We start from the raw sequence: 15,511 nt of genomic DNA, 5'->3' as shown, positions 1-15,511 counted from the left end.
AGGTTAAAAGAAACAGGATGACAGAACCCTCCAGCACCTCCTTAGACAAGGTGCAAGCGACCGCCGTTGCTGGCGTTGCCTGGTATAATCAGAGCTTTGGCGCGACCTTAGCGACCACCGTCAAAACCCCCGATTATAAAGAAGCCCCCGATTCCATCTACGGCGCCGGGGGCATCAATTTCTACGCGTTTTTCTAGCATTAGACGGTAAAGCGTTGGCAGTCTTGGTTTAGGCTGCTGGCGCGCTCTTCTACCACCTGACTGACGGACTTGAGCTGAGCGTTGTTTTCTTCTAACTCTTTCATCGCCGAAGAGATTTGCGTCATGCTGTCGGCCATCGATTGACTGGTGGTCGCCAACTCTTTGATGGATGAGAAAATCACCTCTGTTTGGTGCGATGCTTCGTCGGCTTTTTCGGTAATAGTGCGCAGTGCTGTCATCGCTTCATGACCTCGCTGTTGGCCCGACTGCATCGTCACTTCCGATTTACCTATGTATTGAATCACCTCTGCGCTCTCTTTTTTCATCGTATCGATGGTTTCCGAGATCTCACCCACCGCGTCCACAGTTCGCACAGCTAAGCTGCGCACTTCATCGGCGACCACCGCAAAGCCGCGACCTTGCTCGCCCGCTCGAGCCGCTTCTATCGCTGCATTAAGCGCCAAGAGGTTAGTTTGCTCCGCGATACCATTAATGATCACCATTACAGAGTCGACTTTCGAGGAGGCTTCCTCAAGTTGTTTAATATGGCTGGCCGCCGAGGTCAAAATGCCGCCGACCTCCTCTAGGGACCCAATCGCGGCTCGAATGACCTGCGCCCCCTCTTCGGCCGCTTGATTGGACTGACGACTTAAATCCGAGACAAACTCCAATGAATTGGACACTTCGTGGGTCGTCACGCTCACTTCTTCCGTGGCAGAGGCGAGCAGCTGCGTCTGGCCCAATACTTCGCTTTGGTGGTGGGCGAGTAAATCCAAGCCCTGGTTCAACTCAGCAGCGTTACCGGATAACGCATCGCTGTTACTTTGCACCGCCTTGACCAACGAGCCGAGATTTTCACAACTTTCATTGATACTGCTCGCCAGTTGGTTGAATTCATCTTTTGGGTTATTCGTGAGTGCCATCCGACTCGACAAATCCCCTTTAGAAAGCTTGCGCAAAATCTTCTGTGTCGTATTCACCAAGCGAGATTGCGACGAGCTCTGCAAGACAAAGATAAGAATGGTAAATAACGCCAATACCACGCACGCCGCCATAATCGACCACAGGGTTTGATCAGAGGTTTTTTCCGCACTGCTTTGATACCTCATACTCACTCCGCCAAGTTGCGAGGTAATGGCGGCAATCAAGTCAGCGAGGCGTTCTTTTGTGGTCAGCAACTGCTGCTCAATCGCACCGGCTTGCTGGGATAGCTCGGCGACGCGAATAAAGGTCTCTTTATATTGTTCAATCTCTTTTTCATACAAGTCCAACATCGCATAGACGTTCGACATACTTTCAAAGCTGCCCATCGCGCGATTGAACAGCTTTAAGTTCTCTTCATTGGGTTGCAGCAAATAGTTCTGCTGCGATTTGATCATCGCCTGAAAGTCCGAGTTGAGCGTCACCATACCTGTCTCGGCGATTTTTTGTTCTATGATGGTGGCCAATTGCCCAAGCTCACCCAATTTGCCTTCATCAATAGTGAAACCCAGCTCTTGTTTGATGGTTAACCAAGGCGTGACGGCGGCTTCAAAATCGGCAATGTCCTGCTCAAGCTGTTGGCTCTCTTGGCGAAAACCAAGGGATTGAAGAAAGCCAATGTTGGCCTCCACATCCTGAACGATGGTCTGAATATCCCCTTTCACGCTGTCGACTTGAGCACCGCTCAAATTGTCTAAGTTGCTACTCAGCGTCAATATTTTTGCTTGGGTTTGATAAATCGAAAGCGAGCCAACCGCAATATCCCCACTGGAGTGGTATTGGCGGCTCATTTCGCTCAATCTGGAAGAGGTAAAAAGTGCCAGTGCAACAAATCCAATCGTCAACACCGCAAGAAAGAGAATCCCTTTCTGTTTTTGTGATAGTGCAAGCCTGTCCATAAAAAGTCCTTTAACATCAGGTGAATGTGTAGAGCACTGACCTGTTGAATTCTACTACTTATTTTGATTTTATTATCATTATTTACTTTTTTATAACATACATTTTAGACGAAAAAAGCACAATTTCGCCATTTATAAAAACTCTCTATTAAATGGCTAATTCACTATATAAACCCTACCATTTGTAATAAAATAACGAACAAATCACTTATAAGAGATGAGCTCATGTCTACAACTGGTCGAATTCATTCTTTCGAATCATGTGGTACTGTTGATGGTCCCGGTATTCGTTTCATTGTGTTTATGCAAGGCTGCCTAATGCGCTGCATGTATTGCCACAACCGAGATACTTGGGATACCCATGATGGGAAAGAAGTGACCGTTGAAGAGATCATCAAAGAAGCGAAAAGCTATCGTCACTTTATGAACGCATCGGGTGGTGGCGTCACCTGTTCAGGTGGTGAAGCCATGCTTCAGCCTGAGTTTGTGCGCGATTTCTTCCGTGCCGCGCAAGCCGAAGGCATTCATACCTGCCTGGATACCAATGGCTACATCCGTAAGCACACAGAGGTGATTGATGAGGTACTCGAAGCAACCGATTTGGTGATGCTCGATCTGAAACACATGAAAGATGAAATTCACCATGATTTCATCGGTGTCTCCAACAAGCGAACCCTCGACTTTGCTCGTTACCTACACCAAATCGGCCAGAAAACTTGGATTCGTTACGTGATTGTCCCGGGTTATACCGACGATGAAGAAGCCGCACACATGCTCGGCGACTTTATCAAGGATATGGACAACATCGAAAAGGTCGAACTGCTGCCATACCACAAACTTGGCGCGCACAAATGGGAAGCGCTCGGTCTTGATTACCCCCTTGAAGGCGTCAACCCGCCCTCAAAGGAAACCATGGATAAGATTGTTGGCATCCTTGAGCAGTATCACTCAAATGTAAAATATTAGTTTTATTTGTTTCCCAATTCAGAAAAAATACCAACCATAGCACAGGCATGGTTGGTATTTTTTTGGGGATAATGTGGCACTCAGTGAACTCTATCTTTGGTTTATCGCTCTCGCCAGTTTCGGGCTGATATGGCGAGATGTTCGCACTGTACTGCTGCCCAAACTGCGCAATGAATCAGGCTTCCAACACTTTACCTTTGCGGTGGTCGCCGCGCTGGCCTTGCTGTGGTCCGCACAAGCAGGCGTTAAAGCAGGTCTCTCCATTTACTTTCTGGGCTTAACCACATTAACGCTACTCTACGGATGGCGAAGTGCTTACGCCATCGGCCTGTTCGCCGCCCTTGCCGTGACTCTGTTTGGCGAATTACCCCTCACGATGCTCCCTAGCTATTTGCTCTTCTCGGTATTGTGTCCAATCGTGATAAGCCACGGGGTGTTTTTAGTCAGTTTTCGCTTTTTGCCACGTAATATCTTTGTCTTTATTTTCGTTGCTGGCTTTCTAAACGGCGCCGTCACAGGCAGCGCTCACCTACTCATCAACGCCGTACATCATTGGTGGCTTGGCCCTCACGATTGGCCGACCATCGTCGATCACTATTTGGTCTTCCTACCTCTCCTCGCTTTTCCAGAAGGGCTATTAAACGGCATGGCCGCAGCAATGTTCGCGGTATTCAAACCTGAGTGGCTACGCGTCTTCTCCGATAGAGACTACATTTATAACCACTACCACAAAAAGTAACCGGTAAAAAAGCCCCGTTTTTGTTTAAATCTGATCATTTTTCATCACAAACCTGTGTTGAGATCATGTTTCATCCTGTAATGAACGGATAACCTAAGCACATTAAAAATGTATTAGATTCTTTAAGTGAGGCCAGCATGGAAATGACAAACGCTCAACGTTTGATTCTTTCAAACCAATACTACTTGATGTCACAAATGGACCCAGAAAACGCGGCGAAATACCAGCGTTTGCAAGTGATCGTTGAACGTGGTTACGAGCTACAAATGAACGAGCTAAACAAGAACTTTGGCTGTTTGAGCGAAGCACACTGTCGCGAGATTATCGACATCATGGAAATGTACCATGCCATGCAGGAATCCTACCGCATGCTAGAGACGCAAGAGCAAAAAGATGTCGACCAACGCCGTCTTACGTTCCTAGGCTTTGACATCGCTTCAGAAGCGCAGCTCGTCAACTATGTGCGTTTCCTAACGGACTCTGAAGGTCTCTACCCACAGTTTGATAAAGGTGATCACTACTTTAATGCTCAGATGCCGATGCTAGAGAAATATCGCCGCATGTTGACCACTTGGCGCAACTGTCCTCGTCAGTACCATCTCTGCGCTAACGAGCTAAAACAGATCTTCCGCGCGTAAGACAAGCACGATACTGCTCTCGCGCAACCAGCGACTAGAGCATAGCGAGACATAGAAAAGGGGCGTGTACGCCCCTTTTTAGTTGGTTAGCCGATTAGCTCAGCTTAAACATGGCCACTTTCGAGGTGAGCGCTTCCGCATTGGCTTTCACCTGATACGCCTCTTTCGAGCTGGTATCCGCACCTGCCACTAACTGATCCGCCACGTTCTTGATGGAGGTGATATTTTGCGTAATCTCACTCGTCACATGTGTTTGCTCTTCTGCCGCGGTGGCGATTTGTGTCGCCATATCACTGATGAGTGCACCCGCGGTTTTGATTTCTTCCAACGCACTCGCAGCGCGATCCGCGTCTTGTACCGAGTGAGCGGCGAGCGCTGCGCTACTCTTCATAATCGAAACCGCTTTATTCGTTGTACCTTGCAGTACATCGATGGTGTGTTTGATCTCTTCTGTCGAGGAGTGTGTACGTTGAGACAACACACGAACTTCATCGGCAACAACGGCAAAACCGCGACCTTGTTCACCTGCACGCGCCGCTTCAATCGCCGCGTTCAACGCAAGTAAGTTGGTCTGCTCAGCAATGCCCTGAATGGTTTGCAACACAGTGGAAATCTCTTGTGCGTGCCTATCCAGTTCACTGACAACCAGTCCTGCGCTATCGAGTTCCGCCGCCAGTTTGTTGATTGAACCTTTGGTATCCGCCACCAGCGCATAACCGTTATCGGTACTTTGCGTCGATTCGTGAGCTGCCTGAGCGGTTTGCTCTGCATGAGAAGCAATTTCATGGGTCGCACTGGCGAGCTGGGTGACCGCAGTGGCCACCATGGTGATCTCTTGCTGTTGCAGGTGAATATCTTTCACTGCATCTTGACCACGTAACGCACTCTGTTCTGATTGATCTTTGAGCTGGTGTGACTGCTCACGGATGTGGCCAATAAGCGACTGCAAGCTACCAACAAAGGTATTAAAGTTATTCGCTAAGCGACCCACCTCGTCTTGTGACTCCACCTTGATACGCTGGGTAAGGTCACCACTCCCGTTTGCAATTTGCTCGAGTGCGTTAGAAACGTTGTTGAGAGGGCGGAATAAGATGTTGCACAACCAGTTAAACAGCGCAACACAGACAATCACGACCACTAAGGTCACCAATAGCTGCCCCCAAACTGCGCTAGTCAGTGGCGCAACAAGAGAATCGTAATTGAGCACGACTACCGTCGACAACTCAGTGCCTTGAATATTTCGTGCAAACAAGACCGATTCTTGACCGTTGATGACTTGCATCGAAACTTGGCTACGTTGCGTTGCTTGCTTAACCGCATCGATATTAAGGCCTAGCTGAGAAATAGGTTTATTGAGCAGTTTGGTATCGGCGTGGACAAAGACGTTGCCTTGCGCATTGGCAATAAACATGTAGCCTTCGCCCGGCAAAATGACATGCTCCATACTGGTGAGGATATCGGTAATTTCAACATCCGCGCCCAACACCACTTGTTCGCCATGCAGCGTCAACGCCTTACCCAGCGACACCACGTTCGCGCCGGTTGCCGCAGCGACGGTAGGATTATCCATAAACACTTTCGATGGCTGCTTTACTGCGTTCTGATACCAACCCCATTTGCGCGGGTCATTATTACCCGGCGGCAGTACCACTCCATTGGCGTTGTCTTGCGAACCATCGGCGTAGGCGAGAAAAACATTGTCAAACGCCGCTGAGTCACGCAACTGCTTGAGATGGGTCACAATGGCGCCCTTCTCCGACTCTTGAGATAAAGACGTCAGGGCTCGCCCCTTCGACCCTATCCAGTCTGTCACGTACTGATTGTAAGATGAGACGGTACTCTCTAGGCGCTGCTCGACCTCAAAATCCAACCGTTCCAATGAGGAACGAAAAGAGATCGCTTCCACCAAGAGCCCCCCGACTACAATGGCAACACTCGCCGATATCGCGAGTTTATTTTTTAACGAAATTTTATTGAACATATAGCAGTTACTTTCATTCTAATGTGATTGCGATGGGATCATCGTAGTCATTATATTTTGCGCATAGAAATAAATCATGACGCACGTCGAAAGCCTTGAAAAAAGTGTTTTGTTTGTGGAAGCGAGCGCACTCTTTTTGTTTTAATTTGCCGCCTTCATCACAAGGGTGACACTCAAGAGCGGCTAACGCTCTGTTTAGATGGTGAGTTTTACCACCGCTTTCCTAATACATTCTTCTCATAGATAGGTCGTAAATATTATTGATTCACGCCTTGATTATTTCACTACTTTGGACTTGTCGGAAAAGAGCGCGGCTGAATCTGCCCAAAATCACAATTTGCAATTAAACACATATTTTTTAAGCAGAATTCCAAATACGGGCTAGTCTTATAGGAAGAGAGGAAACGCTTTTCAATGCGGGTTTAATGTCATTTTGACAGGTTCAGAGGGGATTTCATTATGAGTATTTTCGACCATTTCCAAGCACGCTACGAAGCCTCCAAGGATGAGGAGTTATCACTGCAAGAATTCCTTAGCCTGTGTAAGGACGACAAAAGTGCTTACGCAAACGCGGCTGAACGTCTATTGATGGCCATTGGTGAGCCACAAGTAATCGATACAGCGAAAGACCCCCGTCTCAGCCGTATCTTCTCCAACCGGATGATTTCTCGTTACGAAACATTCAAAGATTTTTACGGTATGGAGGAAGCCATCGAGCAAATCGTCTCCTACCTTAAGCATGCGGCGCAAGGTCTCGAAGAGCGCAAACAGATTCTTTACCTACTCGGCCCTGTGGGCGGTGGTAAATCGTCACTCGCGGAAAAACTTAAAGCCTTGATGCAACAGATGCCGATTTATGTGCTCTCTGCCAACGGTGTCCGCAGCCCAGTCAACGACCATCCATTCTGTCTGTTTGATGTCAATGAAGATGGTGAGCTTCTGAAAAAAGAGTATGGCATCGAAAATCGCTACCTACGTTCCATCATGTCGCCTTGGGCAGCTAAGCGCCTGCATGAATTTGGCGGCGACATCTCCAAATTTAAAGTTGTGAAAGTGCGCCCATCCATTTTGGACCAACGTGCGATTGCCAAAACTGAGCCGGGCGATGAAAACAACCAAGACATTTCATCATTGGTCGGTAAAGTCGATATTCGTCAGTTAGAACACTTCTCCCAAGACGATCCCGATGCTTACAGCTATTCCGGTGCCTTGTGTCGTGCAAACCAAGGCTTAATGGAATTCGTTGAGATGTTTAAAGCGCCAATCAAAGTGCTGCACCCGCTGCTTACCGCAACGCAAGAAGGCAACTATAACGGTACTGAGGGGCTCTCTGCGCTACCATTTGATGGCATGATTCTCGCGCACTCCAACGAATCCGAGTGGCAGACCTTCCGCAACAACAAAAACAATGAGGCCTTCCTAGACCGTGTCTACATTGTCAAAGTCCCTTACTGTCTGCGCGTGTCTGAAGAGGTGAAAATCTACCAGAAACTGCTTGATCACTCCGAGCTTGCCAAAGCGCCGTGCTCACCCAGCACGCTCGAATTGCTGTCACAGTTTAGTATTCTATCTCGCCTCAAAGAGCCAGAGAACTCGTCTATTTTCTCAAAAATGCGCGTCTACGACGGGGAGACCCTTAAAGACACCGATCCGAAAGCAAAAAGCTATCAGGAATACCGTGACTTCGCGGGTGTTGATGAGGGGATGTCTGGTCTCTCTACCCGTTTCGCGTTCAAAATCCTCTCGCGCGTGTTCAACTTCGACAGCGCGGAAGTCGCTGCGAACCCTGTTCACCTCTTCTATGTGATTGAGCAGCAAATTGAGCGTGAGCAGTTCCCTCAAGAGACCGCCGAGCGATACCTTGAGTTCTTGAAAGGTTACTTAGTACCACGCTACGTCGAATTTATCGGCAAAGAGATCCAGACCGCCTATCTCGAATCTTACTCGGAGTACGGTCAAAACATCTTTGATCGCTACGTAACCTATGCAGATTTCTGGATTCAAGACCAAGAGTACCGCGACCCTGAAACCGGCCAATTGTTTGACCGCTCAGCGCTCAATAACGAACTGGAGAAAATTGAGAAGACGGCAGGCATTAGCAATCCGAAAGACTTCCGTAATGAGATCGTGAACTTCGTGCTCCGCGCTCGCGCCAACAACGAAGGTAAAAATCCGGTCTGGACAAGCTACGAGAAACTTCGCACCGTTATCGAGAAGAAAATGTTCTCTAACACCGAAGAGTTGCTCCCAGTCATATCGTTTAACGCTAAAACCTCTTCTGAAGATCAGAAGAAACACGACGACTTTGTCGCTCGTATGATGGAAAAAGGCTATACCGAACGCCAAGTTCGTTTGCTTTCTGAGTGGTATCTACGCGTACGTAAATCGTCTTAAGCACATCGCCCCTTGGTGATTCAATCCAAGGGGCGTATTGACGACGTTAACGCAATTGAGGGGGAACTCATGGCGCAATTTATTGACCGACGACTGAACGGTAAGAATAAAAGCGCGGTAAACCGCCAGCGCTTTATTCGCCGTCATAAAGAGCAGATCAAAGAGTCCGTAGCGGATGCCGTGAATCGACGTTCTATTACGAATACGGACTCTGGTGAAGACGTCTCTATTCCACACAAAGACATCAGCGAACCTGTTTTTCATCAAGGTAAAGGGGGATTGAAAGAACGCGTTCACCCAGGCAACGATCAATTTATTACCGGCGATAAAATCGAGCGCCCGAAAGGAGGTGGTCAAGGCGGCGGTTCAGGCGAAGGTGAAGCCAGTCCCGACGGAGAAGGCCAAGACGATTTTGTGTTTCAAATCTCCAAAGATGAGTATCTTGATATTCTGTTTGAGGATTTGGAGCTACCAAACCTTGAAAAAAACCAAATCAACAAAATCACCGAATGGAAAACCCATCGCGCAGGCTATCAAACCGCTGGTGTTCCCGCCAACATCGCGATTGTGAAATCTTTGCAGCAATCCCTTGCTCGCCGCACAGCCATGACCGCGGGCAAACGTCGCATGCTACGAGAGCTCGAAGCGGCGCTCGATGAAGTCAAGATGAGTGAGCCTGCCCAACTGCTTGAAGAGAAGCGCCTGCAGGACGAAATCGCCGCACTGCGTAAAAAAATCGACACCGTGCCCTTTATCGATACCTTTGATCTTCGCTTCAAAAATTACGAACGACGTCCGATTCCATCTAGCCAAGCGGTGATGTTCTGTTTGATGGATGTGTCAGGCTCGATGGACCAAGCCACCAAAGACATTGCCAAACGCTTTTATGTGCTGCTCTACCTGTTCTTGACTCGCACCTATGAAAACGTCGAAGTGGTCTTTATCCGTCACCACACCCAAGCCAAAGAAGTGGATGAACACGAGTTTTTCTACTCACAAGAGACCGGCGGCACCATCGTGTCTAGTGCGTTGAAGCTGATGGACGAGATCATCAAAGACAGATTTCCAACCGCTGAATGGAACATTTATGCCGCGCAAGCATCGGATGGCGATAACTGGGCAGACGACTCACCTCGCTGTCGAGAATTGCTCACCAAACAGTTATTACCTGAGTGTCAGTACTATTCGTACATTGAAATAACTCGCCGTTCACACCAAACGCTTTGGCACGAATATGAGAAGCTGGAAAACAGCTTTGACAACTTTGCGATGAAGAACATTCGCAGCGTCGAAGATATCTTCCCGGTGTTTAGAGAGTTGTTTCGCAAAGAGCATGCATAGGGAGGCGCTATGACGACGAAAACAAAAAAGTCTGCCAAATCAAACGCAAATAGACTGCCCGATGGTCCTGATTGGACATTCGATCTCATTGAACGTTATCACATGGAGATCAAACGCGTCGCCGAGCATTATCGACTCGACACCTACCCCAATCAGATTGAAGTGATCACCTCAGAGCAGATGATGGACGCCTATTCGAGTATTGGTATGCCCATCAATTATAACCACTGGTCGTTTGGTAAAAAGTTCATTCAAACCGAGCAAGGCTATAAACACGGTCAAATGGGGCTGGCGTACGAAATCGTGATCAACTCTGACCCATGTATCGCCTACTTGATGGAGGAAAATACCGTTACCATGCAAGCCCTAGTGATGGCGCACGCCTGCTACGGGCACAACTCCTTTTTTAAAGGCAATTATCTGTTCCAAACTTGGACTGATGCCAGTTCGATCATTGACTATTTGCTGTTTGCGAAAAACTACATTGCCGAGTGCGAACAAAAGTATGGCGTCAAAGAAGTCGAAGAGCTTCTCGACTCGTGCCACGCCTTGATGAATTTTGGCGTAGATCGCTACAAACGTCCGGAAAAGATCTCGATAGCCGAAGAAAAAATGCGCCAAGAGGAGCGTGAAGCGTACCTGCAATCTCAAGTCAATGACCTATGGCGCACAGTACCCAAAAACAAGGTAGAGCAAGAGAAAAGCAAACTGCTCTTCCCGACAGAGCCACAAGAGAACATTCTCTATTTCATTGAAAAGCACGCCCCGTTACTGGAGCCATGGCAACGTGAGATCGTGCGCATCGTGCGTAAAATTAGTCAATACTTCTACCCGCAAAAGCAAACCCAAGTGATGAACGAGGGCTGGGCGACCTTCTGGCACTACACCATTCTCAACCACATGTACGATGAAGGTCTGGTCAGCGAACGCTTTATTTTAGAGTTTCTTCATAGCCACACCAGTGTGGTGGCTCAGCCGCCCTATAACAGCCCCTATTTTAGTGGCATCAATCCCTACGCGCTCGGCTTTGCGATGTTTAGGGATATACGCCGCATTTGTGAAGAGCCTACGGATGAGGACAAAGAGTGGTTCCCAGAGCTAGCGGGTAGCGATTGGCTAGAAGCGGTGCACTTTGCGATGCACAACTTTAAAGACGAAAGCTTCATCAGCCAGTACCTATCGCCGAAAGTGATCCGCGACTTTAAGCTGTTCTCCATCACCGATGATGATCGGAAAAACTTTATTGAAGTCACCGCGATTCACAACGATATTGGCTACCGTGCCATTCGTGAAAAGCTCGCGGCGCAATACAACTTGAGCAACCTTGAACCCAACATCCAAGTGTATAATGTTGATGTGCGTGGGGACCGCTCATTAACCCTGCAATACGTGCCTCATGACCGTATTCCACTCGATGAGAGCTACGAGGAAGTGCTCAAACATGTCTACCGTCTATGGGGATTCGATGTGGTACTCGAAGAGGTGAAGGAGACTGGGCGACGTGAGATTCTCGGCACCTGCCCTAAGCGCAACGACTACGACACGAAAATCTAAACGCTGTGCGCTGACATCCTGTCACGCATAAAAGCAACCCGCCACGCATAAAAACAAAAGGCCCAGAAACCTGTCCGTTTCTGGGCCTTTATATTCTATGACTTTAGGGGTTTGCGCACTTAAGCACTAAAATGACGTCTGACGACATCAAGATCGTGTGGTGTATCCACTCCAGCGGCCGGCGCTTCTTTGGCAACATCGACATGGATTTTTTCTCCATACCAGAGCACACGAAGCTGCTCTAAGCATTCAATACGCTCTAGTGGCGTAGGCTGCCAATTGACATAGGTATTAATGAATCCTGCACGATAGGCATAAATACCGATATGACGTAGTAGAGGCTGTTTAGCATCGGCATTACCGCTAGCAAAGTGGTCACGATCCCAAGGAATCGTTGCTCGACTGAAGTAGAGAGCGAAACCTTGTTGGTCTACCACCACTTTTACCGCATTGGGGTTGAACACTTCCTCTTCATCGCGGATCTCTACCGCCAAAGTGGCCATTGGCGCGTTGCACCGGGCAAGGTTATCGGCCACTTGAGAAATGATCGATGGCGGTATCAAAGGCTCATCACCCTGAACATTGACGATAATATGATCATCAGCAATGCCCATCTGTTCAACCACTTCCGCTAAGCGCTCAGTGCCTGATTCGTGCTTGTCTGACGTCATGCACACATCACCACCAAAGGCTCGCACGGCTTGCTCAACCCGTTCATCATCGGTCGCAACGATCACTCGCTCGGCACCCGCTTGAATGGCTTGCTCGTAAACGCGTTGCACCATTGGCTTACCAGCGATATCGGCAAGAGGCTTACCCGGTAAGCGGCTCGATTGATAGCGCGCAGGTATAACGACAGTAAAAGCCATTAGCGCCCCTCATCCATGCTCATTTGGCGAGCTTCAGGTTCGAGCAGGACAGGAATGCCCTCTTTAATTGGGTAAGCAAGTCGATCCAATTTACAAATTAGCTCTTGTTTATCTTTGTCGAACGTTAGCTTTCCCTTACACACTGGGCAAGCAACGATTTCAAGAAGACGATGGTCCATACTGCTCTTTCACCTCTTTAATTTTATTGATGATGTACGCGGCATCCTGTGGCTCAAATTTGGCAGACACGGGCAAATACCACCAGTTGTCCTGCGCAAACTGCGTACATTTTACGGCATCTTTTTCTGTCATGATCAAAGCGTCGCCTTTTGCAGCCAACGCGATTAATTCATCGGCGGAGAAATCTTTGTGATCGGCAAAGCCTTGGCTCATGGTCACTTGCGCACCGAGCTGGGCTAAGGTATTGAAAAATCTTGGTGGATGACCAATTCCGGCCATCGCGATTAAGCGCCCAAGCTCGCCGACTGCGCGACGCTCTCCGGTTGTTAGGTTGACGGCAAGGTCTGGCACCAATTGCATCGACGCTTCACCTGGGTGAGCATTGCCCCCGTTGGTAATAATGGCATCAACGCTTTTCAATCGAGCGGTCGATTCACGCAGCGGCCCTAAAGGCAAAAGTTGTTCGTTACCAAAACGGCGAACACCATCCACGACCACAAACTCTATGTCTCTTTGCAAGGCGTAATGCTGTAACCCATCGTCGGTAATGATGACATCCACGCCTTGTGGTAATAAGGCTTGTACTGCCTCAGACCGAACCGGTGACACGGCAACCGGCGCTCCGGTGCGCTGATAAATAAGCTTAGGTTCATCACCACAATGCTGAGTTAGCGTTGAAGCGTCCACCATCAACGGATAAGACGGCGCTTTCGCGCCGTAGCCCCGTGACACCACACCCGGCGTGTAACCGAGCGCTTGTAAGGTCTCAACCAGCCAGATCACGACCGGCGTTTTGCCGTTGCCACCGGCGGTGATATTACCGACCACCACTATAGGCACAGGCGCTCGATAGCTCTGTTTAACGCCCGACTCGAACTGCTGACGTCGGCGCTGACTGATAACCGCAAACAAACGACTTAGCGGCCACAGAAGCGGCCAAGCTAACCAACGCAGGGGGTGTTGACCAAACCAAATCTGCTCAATCACCGATTAAGCACCAAATTGAATACGGTGAAGCTGCGCATACGCACCGTCTTGGGCCAACAGCTCAGCGTGTGAGCCACGCTCAACAATTTCACCCTCATCAACAACCAGGATTTCATCCGCGTTTTCAATGGTCGACAGTCGGTGCGCAATCACCAACACCGTTTTGTTTTTCTGCAATTCATCGAGTGCGGACTGGATTGCCTTCTCAGATTCAGTATCTAGCGCCGATGTGGCCTCATCCAAGATCAGTACAGGGGCATCACGCAGCAACGCTCGCGCAATGGCGATACGTTGACGTTGACCGCCTGACAAGCTAGTTCCGTTCTCACCAATCACAGTATCTAATCCGTCATCCATGCCTTCAATGAAATCCATCGCGTACGCCAGACGGGCGGCTTCTTCGATTTGCTCGCGGCTGTATTTGTCTTTCGCCGCATAAGCAATGTTGTTGGCAATGGTGTCATTGAACAAGTGCACATTTTGCGACACAAGGGCAAAGTGACTGCGCAGATTGCTTAGGCTGTAATCGCGGATGTCGTGTTCATCAAGCAAGATGGTGCCTGAATCAACGTCGTAAAAACGGGTAAAGAGATTGGCAATAGTACTTTTGCCTGAACCCGAACGGCCCACCAGCGCCACCGTCTTACCCTGCGGGATAGAAAAGCTCACTTGGCTGAGTGCCGGTTTCTCTTTGCCACCATAGGTGAAGGTGACGTCTTTCACTTCAATATCACCGCGGACTTTTTCAGCACTGTATTGACCGGTATCTTTCTCAGTCTCAAGATCCATCAGGCCAAACAAGGTTTGGCTTGCCGCCATACCGCGCTGAAACTCTGAGGTAACGTTAGTGAGAGATTTCAGAGGGCGCATCAAGCCAAACATGGCAGAGAAGATGACCGTAAAGGTGCCCGGCGTCAGGTCAGCACGAATCGAATCGACGCTGGCCAAAAACAGCACCACCACCAATGCCATCGACGCGATCACTTGGATCACCGGGTTGGCGATCGCTTGGGCAGCGACAAGCTTCATCGTCTGTTGACGCATGCGATTACTCACTTCGTCAAAACGCTTGGTTTCCACATCCTGACCGCCATAACTCAATACGACTTTGTGGCCTTTCAGCATCTGCTCCGCCGAAGAGGTGACGTTGCCCATCGCATCTTGCATATTTTTTGAAATACGGCGAAAACGTTTGGAGACCACGCCAATCCCCCATGCCACCACGGGAGCGACGACAAACAAGACTAAGGATAACTGCCAACTGTTCCAAAACATTAGGACGAGTAAGCCAATAATACTCGCGCCTTCACGCACGATACTGACCAACGCGCGGCTGGTTGCACCCGCTACCTGCTCGGAGTCATAGGTAATGCGAGACAGTAAACCACCGGTCGACTCTTTATCAAAAAACGACACCGGCATATGCATAAACTGAGCAAAGATACGGCGACGCATCAACATCACCACATTGCCCGATACCCAACTCAAACAGTAGGTTGAGACGAATCCACTCAAGCCCCTGAGCACCATCATCCCCAAAATAATAAACGGAAGAGTGCGCAAAAAGTTGGAGTCTGCATCACCAAACCCTTCATCGAGCAAAGGCTTGAGCAAGGAGATCATGTAGGTGTCCGCAAAGGCGTTAATGACAAGCGCAATGATCGCGACCACGAGACCCGCTTTGTACAGGCGAATGTATGTCCACAATCGTTTAAACGTGGTCCAGGTGGTTTCATCTTGGTGTTGTGACATAGAAAGGCTTTATTTTTCTTACAATATTGC

At 48.9% G+C, this 15,511-nt stretch carries 12 protein-coding genes and 1 pseudogene; 7 read left to right on the top strand and 6 right to left on the bottom strand.

Annotated features, from left to right (window positions below; all coding sequences use genetic code 11):
- Positions 1-197, top strand: a pseudogene (locus AC6R0L_RS01060) (DUF2219 domain-containing protein); the annotation flags it as partial.
- Between the two features lie 2 nt (positions 198-199).
- Here the strand turns inward: AC6R0L_RS01060 and AC6R0L_RS01055 are convergent.
- Complete coding sequence (locus AC6R0L_RS01055; protein WP_500627975.1) at positions 200-2,080, bottom strand: methyl-accepting chemotaxis protein; 1,881 nt, start codon at positions 2,078-2,080, stop codon at positions 200-202.
- Positions 2,081-2,305: 225 nt separating this feature from the next.
- Here AC6R0L_RS01055 and pflA point away from each other — a divergent pair, with 225 nt between their 5' ends.
- From pflA to AC6R0L_RS01040, 3 genes are all read left to right on the top strand, one after another.
- Entirely contained in the window at positions 2,306-3,046 is a 741-nt protein-coding gene (pflA, locus tag AC6R0L_RS01050) for a pyruvate formate lyase 1-activating protein (protein ID WP_500627974.1), read from the top strand.
- A gap of 73 nt (positions 3,047-3,119) precedes the next feature.
- On the top strand, positions 3,120-3,785 hold the full coding sequence (locus tag AC6R0L_RS01045; RefSeq protein ID WP_500627973.1) for a hypothetical protein: 666 nt from the start codon (positions 3,120-3,122) through the stop codon (positions 3,783-3,785).
- A gap of 137 nt (positions 3,786-3,922) precedes the next feature.
- Positions 3,923-4,423 (top strand): YfbU family protein, encoded by a 501-nt coding sequence (locus AC6R0L_RS01040; protein ID WP_334552490.1) that lies wholly within the window; start codon positions 3,923-3,925, stop codon positions 4,421-4,423.
- A 94-nt stretch (positions 4,424-4,517) separates the two neighbouring features.
- Here AC6R0L_RS01040 and AC6R0L_RS01035 read toward each other — a convergent pair whose 3' ends face one another.
- Positions 4,518-6,404 (bottom strand): methyl-accepting chemotaxis protein, encoded by a 1,887-nt coding sequence (locus AC6R0L_RS01035; RefSeq protein WP_500627972.1) that lies wholly within the window; start codon positions 6,402-6,404, stop codon positions 4,518-4,520.
- A 459-nt stretch (positions 6,405-6,863) separates the two neighbouring features.
- On the opposite strand from AC6R0L_RS01035, the gene AC6R0L_RS01030 reads away from it, so the two are divergent.
- The 3 genes from AC6R0L_RS01030 (at position 6,864) to AC6R0L_RS01020 (ending at position 11,693) form a co-directional block, all read left to right on the top strand.
- Positions 6,864-8,798: a PrkA family serine protein kinase gene (locus AC6R0L_RS01030; protein ID WP_334552492.1), complete on the top strand. Its 1,935-nt coding sequence runs from the start codon at positions 6,864-6,866 to the stop codon at positions 8,796-8,798.
- 69 nt (positions 8,799-8,867) lie between these two features.
- Entirely contained in the window at positions 8,868-10,139 is a 1,272-nt protein-coding gene (locus AC6R0L_RS01025; protein ID WP_487901151.1) for a YeaH/YhbH family protein, read from the top strand.
- A 9-nt stretch (positions 10,140-10,148) separates the two neighbouring features.
- The gene (locus tag AC6R0L_RS01020) at positions 10,149-11,693 is read left to right on the top strand and encodes a SpoVR family protein (protein ID WP_487901150.1); all 1,545 of its coding nucleotides are present in this window, start codon (positions 10,149-10,151) and stop codon (positions 11,691-11,693) included.
- A gap of 119 nt (positions 11,694-11,812) precedes the next feature.
- Here AC6R0L_RS01020 and kdsB read toward each other — a convergent pair whose 3' ends face one another.
- The 4 genes from kdsB to msbA are packed head-to-tail and all read right to left on the bottom strand — an operon-like array spanning position 11,813 to position 15,481.
- Positions 11,813-12,562 carry a 3-deoxy-manno-octulosonate cytidylyltransferase gene (gene kdsB, locus AC6R0L_RS01015; RefSeq protein ID WP_487901149.1) on the bottom strand — a complete coding sequence of 250 codons (750 nt, stop codon included), beginning with the start codon at positions 12,560-12,562 and terminating at the stop codon, positions 11,813-11,815.
- Entirely contained in the window at positions 12,562-12,741 is a 180-nt protein-coding gene (locus tag AC6R0L_RS01010; protein WP_005474972.1) for a Trm112 family protein, read from the bottom strand. Before AC6R0L_RS01010 ends, kdsB begins: the two co-directional genes overlap by 1 nt.
- On the bottom strand, positions 12,722-13,729 hold the full coding sequence (lpxK, locus tag AC6R0L_RS01005; protein WP_500627971.1) for a tetraacyldisaccharide 4'-kinase: 1,008 nt from the start codon (positions 13,727-13,729) through the stop codon (positions 12,722-12,724). The genes AC6R0L_RS01010 and lpxK overlap by 20 nt, the downstream gene beginning before the upstream one ends.
- Positions 13,730-13,732: 3 nt before the next feature.
- The gene (gene msbA, locus AC6R0L_RS01000) at positions 13,733-15,481 is read right to left on the bottom strand and encodes a lipid A ABC transporter ATP-binding protein/permease MsbA (RefSeq protein ID WP_500626131.1); all 1,749 of its coding nucleotides are present in this window, start codon (positions 15,479-15,481) and stop codon (positions 13,733-13,735) included.
- Between the last annotated feature and the right edge of the window lie 30 nt (positions 15,482-15,511).

Source organism: Vibrio sp. R15-SG3-ISO1A (assembly GCF_059833955.1).
This window is presented reverse-complemented; position numbering and strand designations above follow the sequence as displayed.

Coding starts and splice junctions, on each gene's coding strand:
- AC6R0L_RS01055 (WP_500627975.1), bottom strand. CDS start 2,080: ATGGACAGGCTTGCACTATCACAAAAACAGAAAGGGATTCTCTTTCTT.
- pflA (WP_500627974.1), top strand. CDS start 2,306: ATGTCTACAACTGGTCGAATTCATTCTTTCGAATCATGTGGTACTGTT.
- AC6R0L_RS01040 (WP_334552490.1), top strand. CDS start 3,923: ATGGAAATGACAAACGCTCAACGTTTGATTCTTTCAAACCAATACTAC.
- AC6R0L_RS01035 (WP_500627972.1), bottom strand. CDS start 6,404: ATGTTCAATAAAATTTCGTTAAAAAATAAACTCGCGATATCGGCGAGT.
- AC6R0L_RS01030 (WP_334552492.1), top strand. CDS start 6,864: ATGAGTATTTTCGACCATTTCCAAGCACGCTACGAAGCCTCCAAGGAT.
- AC6R0L_RS01025 (WP_487901151.1), top strand. CDS start 8,868: ATGGCGCAATTTATTGACCGACGACTGAACGGTAAGAATAAAAGCGCG.
- AC6R0L_RS01020 (WP_487901150.1), top strand. CDS start 10,149: ATGACGACGAAAACAAAAAAGTCTGCCAAATCAAACGCAAATAGACTG.
- kdsB (WP_487901149.1), bottom strand. CDS start 12,562: ATGGCTTTTACTGTCGTTATACCTGCGCGCTATCAATCGAGCCGCTTA.
- AC6R0L_RS01010 (WP_005474972.1), bottom strand. CDS start 12,741: ATGGACCATCGTCTTCTTGAAATCGTTGCTTGCCCAGTGTGTAAGGGA.
- msbA (WP_500626131.1), bottom strand. CDS start 15,481: ATGTCACAACACCAAGATGAAACCACCTGGACCACGTTTAAACGATTG.